Raw genomic sequence first — 8,075 nt, 5'->3', positions numbered from 1 at the left:
GAATGACCCTCGCGCGTGACCCCGTGAGACTGCATCGGGGCGCCGAGACCGTGGGTAACACCCGCAGTCTCGGCGCCCCGATGCAGTCTCGGCGTCAATGGCGTGCATAGGCTGGGAGGGGCAGGGCGAGAGGGAGGAGCGGACATGATGCATCCGCAGAGCGGTGAGGTCGTCGACGACAGTGCGAGGCCGTGGCTGTCCGCGTACGCCGACGGGGTCCCCGCCGACATCGCCCCCGTCACAGAGACGCTCGTCGACCTGCTCGACGCCTCGGTCGCCCGGTTCGGCAAGAGGGACGCCCTGGAGTACTTCGGCGCGCGCACGACGTACGCCGACCTCGGCGAGCAGGTCGAGCGGGCGGCATCCGGTCTTCGCACGTTGGGGGTGAAACCCGGCGACCGGGTCGCCCTCGTGCTGCCGAACTGCCCGCAGCACGTCGTCGCGTTCTACGCCGTGCTGCGCCTGGGGGCCATCGTCGTCGAGCACAACCCGCTGTACACGCCGCGCGAGCTGCGCCACCAGTTCGAGGTGCACGGCGCTGTCGTCGCGATCGTGTGGGACAAGGTCGCCGATGTCATCGCCGCCCTGCCCGACGACGCCCGCCCCGCGAAGATCGTCGCCGTCCGGCTCACCGACGCCATGCCGCGCGTCAAGCGTGTGGCCCTGCGGCTCCCGCTCGCTCGAGCGCGCGCAGCGCGGGAGCGGCTCACCGCGCGGCCGACCGCGAAGGGGATCATCCCGTGGACGCGGGTGACGAAAGCGCGGCGGATCTCACGCCGCATCCCTCGTCCGCAGCTGGGGGACACGGCGCTGCTCCAGCTCACGAGCGGCACGACGGGTCATCCGAAGGCGGCGATCCTCTCGCACGCGAACCTGCGCTCGAACGCCGCGCAGGGGCGTGCGTGGCTGCCCGGTCTGCACGAGGGCGAAGAGGTCGTCTACGCCGTCCTGCCGCTCTTCCACGCGTACGGCCTCACGCTGTGCCTCACCTTCGCGATGTCGATCGGGGCGAAGGTGGTGCTCTTCCCGACCTTCGACGTCGATCTCGTCATCGCCGCGGCCCGCACGTCGCCGCCCACATTCCTGCCGGCGGTGCCGCCGATCTATGACGCCCTCTCGCGCGCGAGCGCGCAGCGGCGGATCGATCTGCGCAGCGTGCGGTTCGCGATCTCGGGCGCGATGAGCCTGCCCGTGCCCACCGTGACCCGCTGGGAGGAGGCGACCGGCGGACTACTGGTCGAGGGCTACGGGATGACCGAGACCTCACCCGTCGCTCTCGGGAACCCGGTCGGACCGTCGCGGCGGCCCGGGACCGTCGGTGTGCCGTTCCCGAGCACCCACATCCGCATCGTCGACCCGGACGACCCCGCGAGCGAGCGTGGTCCCGGCGAGGTCGGCGAGCTGCTCCTGCGCGGGCCCCAGGTCTTCCAGGGGTACTGGAATCAGCCGGCCGAGACCGCGGCCGTCCTGCTGCCGGGAGGCTGGCTGCGCACGGGTGACGTCGTGACGATGTCGGAGGACGGCTTCGTCACGGTCGTCGACCGCGTGAAAGAGCTCATCATCACCGGCGGGTTCAACGTCAGCCCCACCGAGGTCGAGCAGACGCTCCTGCTCCACCCCGATGTGGAGGGCGCGGCGGTCGTCGGCCTGCCCCGCTCCGCCGGCGGCGAAGACGTCGCGGCGGCGGTCGTGATGAAGCCGGGCACGGTCTTCGACTCCCGCGCGCTCCGCGACTTCTGCCGCGCGCACGTGACGGCCTACAAGGTGCCCAAGCGCATCGTCGAGGTCGATGACCTGCCGCGTTCGCAGATCGGCAAGGTGCTGCGCCGCGTCGTCCGGGACGACATGCTCGCGCGAACGGACTGAGGCGCGCGCGTCGCCACGTCAGGGCTGAGCGAGCAGGCGTTCCACGTCGCTGCGGTCGGGATACGACGACTGCGCACCCGGATGCTGCACCGCGATGGCCGACATCGCGGTGGCGAAGCGGACCGCGTCGGCAAGGTTCGCACCACGGGCCAGCTCGCACGCTGTCGCACCGACGAACGCGTCGCCCGCTCCCGTCGTGTCCACCGCGCGCACGACGTGAGCCGGGATCGAACGCAGTCCGTCGCCATCGGCGACGAGCGCACCCGCCGCTCCGAGCGTGATGACGACCGAACGTGCACCGGCCTCGAGCAGACCGAGAGCGAGGCCCGCGGTGTCGAGCGTTCCGTTGCCCAGGACGATGCCCGCCTCGTGTTCGTTGACGATGAGCGGATCGCACCAGCGCAGCACGTCCTGGTCGAGCCTCCGGGCGGGAGCAGCGTTGAGCACGATCCGCACGCGGGCCGTTCCGGCGAGCTCGAGCGCGTAGGAGACGGTGTCTTCGGGGATCTCCATGCTCACGACGAGAACGGATGCTGCGCGGATGGCTTCGGCGGCAGCATCCACCATCGCACGATCCACCTCGCGGTTCTCGCCGGGCGAGACGACGATCGAGTTCTCGCCGTCGGGGGTGAGCAGGATGAGCGCCGTGCCGGTCGCCCCGTCGCCCACACCCACCGCCGTGGTGTCCACGCCGGCTTCGGCGAGGCGCGTGCGCAGAAGGCGGCCGTGATCGTCGTCGCCGACGCGCCCGATGAAGGCGGTGCCCACGCCTGCCCGCGCGGTGCCCACGCCTGCCCGCGCGGCGGCGGCGGCCTGGTTGGCGCCTTTGCCGCCGGGATGCACGCGCAGATCCGAGCCGAGCAGCGTCTCGCCCGCGCCCGGCCGTCGCTCGACCTCGACCACGAGGTCCGCGTTGGCGCTTCCCAGGACGACGACGCTGCTGTCGGACATGTTCTCCACCTCTTCGCTCGGCGGCGCCGGGCTCGACGGCATCGTACGCCGCGAGTGGGGCGATGACGTCGTCTTCGGCGACATCGCGCAGCACGGCGGCGGTTCGGTGTCCGACCCGCCGAGCGGCGGGCCGGTGAGGATTCGTGGCAGAGTCGAGGGGACCGAGACCGCGATGGAGAGGCGATGTGCAGATGAGCGACGAATCGATGAAGTTCGGCGAGATCGGCGTCTGGCGGGCGTCGCGCGGGCTCGACCCCGATCTCGCGCGCGGAATCGAGCGGCTGGGCTATGCGGCGCTGTGGGTCGGCGGGTCCCCCGCGGGCGATCTGCACGATGTCGAAGCCGTCGTCGCCGCAACCGAGCGCATCGTCGTCGCCACGGGCGTCGTCAACATCTGGCACGCCGACGCGACCGAGGTCGCCGCGTCGTACCACCGCATCGAGGAGAACCACCCCGGCCGGTTCGTGCTGGGCATCGGCAGCGGGCACCGCGAAGCCGACGCCGCGCGCACGCGCCCGCTCGCGGCGATGCGGGACTACCTCGACGTGCTGGATGCCGAGGGGGTGCCGGCCGACCGCCGCCTCCTCGCCGCCCTCGGCCCGAAGACCCTGCAGCTCTCCGCCGAAAGGTCCCTCGGCGCGCACCCCTATCTCACCACCCCCGCGCACACGCGCTTCGCGCGCGAGGCCCTGGGGCCGGACGCCTTCCTCGCGCCGGAGCAGATGTTCATCGCGACCGACGACCCCGAGGCTGCACGCAAGATCGCGCGCGGCACGCTGCGCAGCTACCTGAAGATGTCGAACTACGCCGACATGCTCGTGAAGTTCGACTTCGATCGCGCACAGCTCGAGGGCGAAGCAGACGACGCCGTCATCGACGCGCTCACGCCGTGGGGCGCGCCCGAGACGATCGCATCTGCCGTCCGGGCGCACCTCGATGCGGGCGCCGACCACGTGTGCATCCAGTCGCTGCCCATGCGCGAGGATCCGCTGGGTGCACTCGAGACGATGGCCGACGCGCTCGGCATCACGCCCGGCTGATGGAGCACGCCGGACGCCTCCCCGAGGAGGCCCCCGATCCGCGGATCGAGCGTGAGGAGATGCTGAAGCGCATGCCGATCCCCGTGCTCGTGTTCGCGCCGCAACCGGCTGTGGGACACGCCGACATCGGCGTCGGCACGGGCACCGACGCGGCGGGACTCCAAACCATGACGGCGAGCGTCACATCGACGCTGTGGCGCAACCCCGACGACAAGGACGACCCGGTCAACCTCGCCGATCTCGACGACGCGACCCGTCGCTCGATCGACGAGGTGCCGCCGTGGCCGCGGCCGCGCTGGCTGATCGAGCAGGTCGAGCGGATGCGGTATCGCACGCTCTGGGAAGCGGTCCAGACGACCTGGTACCGCGAAGCATCCGAGTTCACGACCCTCGGGTACCTGCTCGTGCAGCACGCGAACCACATCCTGATGAACCAGTTCCGAGAAGAGCACGCCGTCGGGCTGCACGACTGGGGCTCACCCGCCCTGACGTCGGAGCGGGTCATCCGGCGCGGCGTCGACGTCGTGATCGACGGCGAGATCGTCGTCGGCGCCGAGATCGACACCGACCCCTTCGTCTATGCGATCGGCGCCGAGCTCGCCAACGGGGGAGTGTTCACCGCCGTCATCCCGCGCGAGGACCTTCCCTACCTCGATCTCGCGTTCGCGACGCGGGCCGGTTAGGGCTCGTCGAGGAACCGCTGCCAGCCGTCGGCGTCGGCGTGCTCGAAGACGAGGTTCGTCTCGGTGTGGGCGACCGCGGGATGCCCCGTGAGGTAGGTGAGCACGAACTCGCGCAGTTCGCCCGCGTCGCGCGCGAGCACGTGCAGCAGGAAGTCGTCTGCGCCGGCCATGTGGAACAGCCGCACGACGCCGGGAAGCCCCGTCGCGGCACGCCGGAAGGCCTCGATCTCGGTGCGGGCGTGCTTCACGAGGCGCACGGCGATGAGCGCCTGCACGGTCGCGCCGAGCCGGTCGGTGTCGAACTCGACGCGGTAGCCCTTGATGACGCCCTGCGACTGCAGACGGCGCAGCCGCAGCGACACGGTGGACTCCGCGATGCCCAGTTCTGCGGCCAGCGCTGCGCCCGATGCGCGAGCGTTGTCGCTCAGGGCGCGCAGTAGCGCCCGATCGGTCGGATCGAGGTCGAAGGACCGTGACACCGCGGCATCCTCTCGGTTCGTTTTTCGCAGGATCTGCGATGATTTCTGTAATTGTAGGCGGTGCTTCATTACGACTTGAGGATGCCGCGAGAATCTGCTGTCCTGAACCTCATGCAACCCGAGCGCCATCGGTGGGAGACGCGTGCTGTGCACGGCGGTATGGCCGGCCTCCGCGAAGCCGGTTCCCACGTCCCGACCATCGACTTGTCCACGACCAATCCGCTGCCCGACGTCGAAGTCGGAGGCCTGTCCTACGAGGAGCTCGCGACAGGTCACGACCTCGGCCCCGGGCGCAGCGCCGTCTATCAGCGGCTCTGGCAGCCCGGCGTCGCGCGGTTCGAAGAGGCGCTCGCCGATCTCGAGGGCGCCGAGGGCGCCGTCGCGTTCGCGAGCGGCATGGCCGCGCTGACGGCGTGTCTCATCGCGACCGTCTCGGCGGGCAAGCCGCACGTCGTCGCGGTCCGTCCGCTCTACGGCGGCACCGACCACGTGCTCCAGAGCGGCCTGCTGGGCACCGAGGTGACGTGGTCGGCACCCGGCGACGTGGCCGCGCACATCCGTCCCGAGACGGGGCTGGTCATCATCGAGACGCCCGCCAACCCCACGCTGGAACTGCTCGACATCGCCGCCGTCGTCGCGGCGGCGGGCGACGTGCCGGTACTCGTGGACAACACGTTCGCGACCCCCGTGCTGCAGCGTCCCATCGAGCACGGCGCGACGCTCGTCATGCACAGCGCGACGAAGTACCTCGGCGGGCACGGCGACGCCATGGGCGGCGTCGTCGCGGGTCCGACCGCGTGGGTCGAGCGGCTCCGCCAGGTGCGCGCCCTGACGGGCGGCATCCTGCACCCCATGGGCGCCTACCTGCTGCATCGCGGTCTGCGCACCCTCGCCGTGCGCGTTCGCGCGCAGCAGGAGACCGCTCAGGCCCTCGCCGAGCGCATGAGCGCGCACGACGCGGTCGCACGCGTGTTCTACCCCGGCCTGCCGGGCCAGGACCCGCAGGGTCTGCTCGGCCGCCAGCTGGCCGGCGCCGGTTCGATCATCGCGATCGAGCTCGCGGGCGGCTATGTCGCCGCGGCGCGCTTCACCGAGGCGTGCGAGCTCGTGACTCACGCCGTGTCGCTGGGCGGCGTCGACTCCCTCGTGCAGCACCCGGCCTCGCTGACCCATCGACCTGTCGTGGGCGACGCGAAGCCCGGCGCGGGCATCGTGCGACTGTCGATCGGTCTCGAGCACGTCGATGACCTCACCGCGGATGTGCTCGCGGCGCTCGACGCCGCCGACGCGCCGGCCGAACGCGTCGTGATCGCCGACGAAGGGCTCGTGGGTCAGAGCTGACGTCTCGCGCAGCATCCGTCCGAGCGGGATGATGGGGGGATGCTGCGCATTCCTGACGTGACCCTCAACGACGGCACCCGCTTTCCCGAGCTCGGACTCGGCACGTACGGGCTCGAGGGCGACGAGGGTGTGGAGGCCATGGCCGCCGCCATCGGGAGCGGCTACCGGCTGCTCGACACGGCCGTGAACTACGGCAACGAGAGCGACGTCGGTGAGGCGGTGCGCCGCAGCGGCGTCGACCGCGACGACCTCGTGATCACCTCGAAACTGCCCGGCCGGCACCACGGCTTCGACGAGGCCATCGCGAGCGTGGAGGGCTCGCTCGACGCGCTCGGGCTCGAGCGCATCGATCTGCACCTCATCCACTGGCCGAACCCGAGCGTCGGAAAGTGGCTGGACACGTGGCGCGGCCTCATCGAAGCGCGCGAGCGCGGGCTCGTGCGGTCGATCGGCGTCTCGAACTTCACGATCACGATGATCGAGCGGCTCATCGCCGAGACCGGCGTCACGCCCGCCGTCAACCAGATCGAGCTGCACCCGTACTTTCCGCAGGCGACATTGCGCGCGTTCCACGCCGAGCACGGCATCCGCACCGAGAGCTGGAGCCCGCTGGCGCGGCGCACCGAACTGCTCGGCGAACAGGTCATCGCCGACATCGCCGCCGTGCGGGGGGTGTCACCGACGAAGGTCGTGCTGCGCTGGCACATCGAACTCGGCTCGACGCCCATCCCGAAGTCGAGCGATCCCGACCGTCAGCGCGAGAACGCCGACGTCTTCGGGTTCTCGCTCGACGAGGCCGACATCGCGGCGGTCTCCGGGCTCGAGCGAGGACGGCTGTGGGACGGCGACCCCGACCGGCACGAAGAGATGTGATTCACGCGTCGGGGAGTGCGTCGAGCCACTCCGCGAAGGTCTGACGGCCGCGTACGGCATCGGGGCCGGCCAGCAGCGCACCGCTGCGCTGGGCCCGGCCCATCGCTCCGGGAAGGCTGAGGGGCGGCATCCACCCGCAGTGCCCGATCGCCCGTGCATACGCGCGCATCATGTCGGCGAGGCTCTCTTCGCGCGGTCCGCCGAGGTCCGTCGCGCGGCCGGCGGGTCCTTCCTGGGCGCGGCTGACGAGGTGCTCGGCGACTTCGCGCGCGGCGATCGGCTGCGTGCGCGCACGCAGAGCGAAGCGCAGCGGCCCGGCTGCGGCGCGCACGTACATCTGCGCCGCGAACTCGTGGAACTGCGTCGCGCGCTGGATCGTCCAGGGCACGGGGCCGGCCGCGACGAGGCGTTCCTGTGCGAGCTTGCCGGCGTAATAGCCCTCGGGCGCGGCATCCGCCCCCACGATCGACAGCGCGATGTGATGGGCGACGCCGGCGGCGCGCTCGGCGGCGAGCAGCGAACGCGTGGCACCGGCGAAGAACGAGATCGACTCGTCGGCCCTGAGGGTCGTGACGTTCGACACGTCGATGACGGCGTCGACGCCGACCAGGGCGCGGGGGAGTCCGGCTCCGGAGAGCAGCTCCACGCCGCGGCTGCGCGCCAGCAGGACCGTGTCGTGCCCGCGCTCGCGGGCGACGTCGACGACGTGCCCGCCGGTGAGCCCCGTGCCGCCGGCCACCGCGATCCGCATCCGTCCTCCCCATCTCGTCGCCCCCCGGCGGCCCCAGCTTACGACCGCGAGACTGCAACGGCGCGCCGAGACCGTGGGTAGACCCCGCAGT

8 protein-coding genes are annotated in these 8,075 nt (G+C 71.4%); 5 read left to right on the top strand and 3 right to left on the bottom strand.

Features of this window, described 5'->3' with window-relative positions:
* Positions 1 to 144 precede the first annotated feature (144 nt).
* Positions 145 to 1,866, top strand: coding sequence for a long-chain-fatty-acid--CoA ligase (locus tag ACFC3F_RS14665; protein ID WP_376131327.1), 1,722 nt, complete (start codon positions 145 to 147; stop codon positions 1,864 to 1,866).
* A gap of 18 nt (positions 1,867 to 1,884) precedes the next feature.
* On the opposite strand, the gene ACFC3F_RS14660 is transcribed toward ACFC3F_RS14665, so the two are convergent.
* Positions 1,885 to 2,817, bottom strand: a complete 933-nt coding sequence (locus ACFC3F_RS14660; RefSeq protein WP_376131324.1) for a ribokinase — start codon at positions 2,815 to 2,817, stop codon at positions 1,885 to 1,887.
* A 191-nt stretch (positions 2,818 to 3,008) separates the two neighbouring features.
* Here ACFC3F_RS14660 and ACFC3F_RS14655 point away from each other — a divergent pair, with 191 nt between their 5' ends.
* On the top strand, positions 3,009 to 3,857 hold the full coding sequence (locus tag ACFC3F_RS14655) for an LLM class F420-dependent oxidoreductase (RefSeq protein ID WP_376131321.1): 849 nt from the start codon (positions 3,009 to 3,011) through the stop codon (positions 3,855 to 3,857).
* The gene (locus ACFC3F_RS14650) at positions 3,857 to 4,540 is read left to right on the top strand and encodes a hypothetical protein (RefSeq protein WP_376131318.1); all 684 of its coding nucleotides are present in this window, start codon (positions 3,857 to 3,859) and stop codon (positions 4,538 to 4,540) included. The genes ACFC3F_RS14655 and ACFC3F_RS14650 overlap by 1 nt, the downstream gene beginning before the upstream one ends.
* Here ACFC3F_RS14650 and ACFC3F_RS14645 read toward each other — a convergent pair.
* Positions 4,537 to 5,019, bottom strand: coding sequence for an Lrp/AsnC family transcriptional regulator (locus tag ACFC3F_RS14645; protein ID WP_376131315.1), 483 nt, complete (start codon positions 5,017 to 5,019; stop codon positions 4,537 to 4,539). The two genes, ACFC3F_RS14650 and ACFC3F_RS14645, sit on opposite strands and share 4 nt — an antisense overlap.
* Positions 5,020 to 5,100: 81 nt before the next feature.
* On the opposite strand from ACFC3F_RS14645, the gene ACFC3F_RS14640 reads away from it, so the two are divergent.
* On the top strand, positions 5,101 to 6,360 hold the full coding sequence (locus tag ACFC3F_RS14640; RefSeq protein WP_376131312.1) for a trans-sulfuration enzyme family protein: 1,260 nt from the start codon (positions 5,101 to 5,103) through the stop codon (positions 6,358 to 6,360).
* 39 nt (positions 6,361 to 6,399) lie between these two features.
* Positions 6,400 to 7,233, top strand: a complete 834-nt coding sequence (locus ACFC3F_RS14635) for an aldo/keto reductase (RefSeq protein ID WP_376131309.1) — start codon at positions 6,400 to 6,402, stop codon at positions 7,231 to 7,233.
* Position 7,234: 1 nt separating this feature from the next.
* Here ACFC3F_RS14635 and ACFC3F_RS14630 read toward each other — a convergent pair whose 3' ends face one another.
* The gene (locus tag ACFC3F_RS14630; RefSeq protein ID WP_376131306.1) at positions 7,235 to 7,984 is read right to left on the bottom strand and encodes an SDR family oxidoreductase; all 750 of its coding nucleotides are present in this window, start codon (positions 7,982 to 7,984) and stop codon (positions 7,235 to 7,237) included.
* Positions 7,985 to 8,075 lie beyond the last annotated feature (91 nt).

The organism is Microbacterium sp. NPDC055910, from assembly GCF_042271185.1.
GTDB lineage: Bacteria > Actinomycetota > Actinomycetes > Actinomycetales > Microbacteriaceae > Microbacterium.
Note: the sequence above shows the minus strand (reverse complement) of the source record. Positions and strands in the feature narration are given on the sequence as shown.

Bases quoted from the DNA above. Each gene is read 5' to 3' on its own strand.
- ACFC3F_RS14665 (WP_376131327.1), top strand. From the start codon at position 145: ATGATGCATCCGCAGAGCGGTGAGGTCGTCGACGACAGTGCGAGGCCG.
- ACFC3F_RS14660 (WP_376131324.1), bottom strand. From the start codon at position 2,817: ATGTCCGACAGCAGCGTCGTCGTCCTGGGAAGCGCCAACGCGGACCTC.
- ACFC3F_RS14655 (WP_376131321.1), top strand. From the start codon at position 3,009: ATGAGCGACGAATCGATGAAGTTCGGCGAGATCGGCGTCTGGCGGGCG.
- ACFC3F_RS14650 (WP_376131318.1), top strand. From the start codon at position 3,857: ATGGAGCACGCCGGACGCCTCCCCGAGGAGGCCCCCGATCCGCGGATC.
- ACFC3F_RS14640 (WP_376131312.1), top strand. From the start codon at position 5,101: ATGCCGCGAGAATCTGCTGTCCTGAACCTCATGCAACCCGAGCGCCAT.
- ACFC3F_RS14635 (WP_376131309.1), top strand. From the start codon at position 6,400: ATGCTGCGCATTCCTGACGTGACCCTCAACGACGGCACCCGCTTTCCC.
- ACFC3F_RS14630 (WP_376131306.1), bottom strand. From the start codon at position 7,984: ATGCGGATCGCGGTGGCCGGCGGCACGGGGCTCACCGGCGGGCACGTC.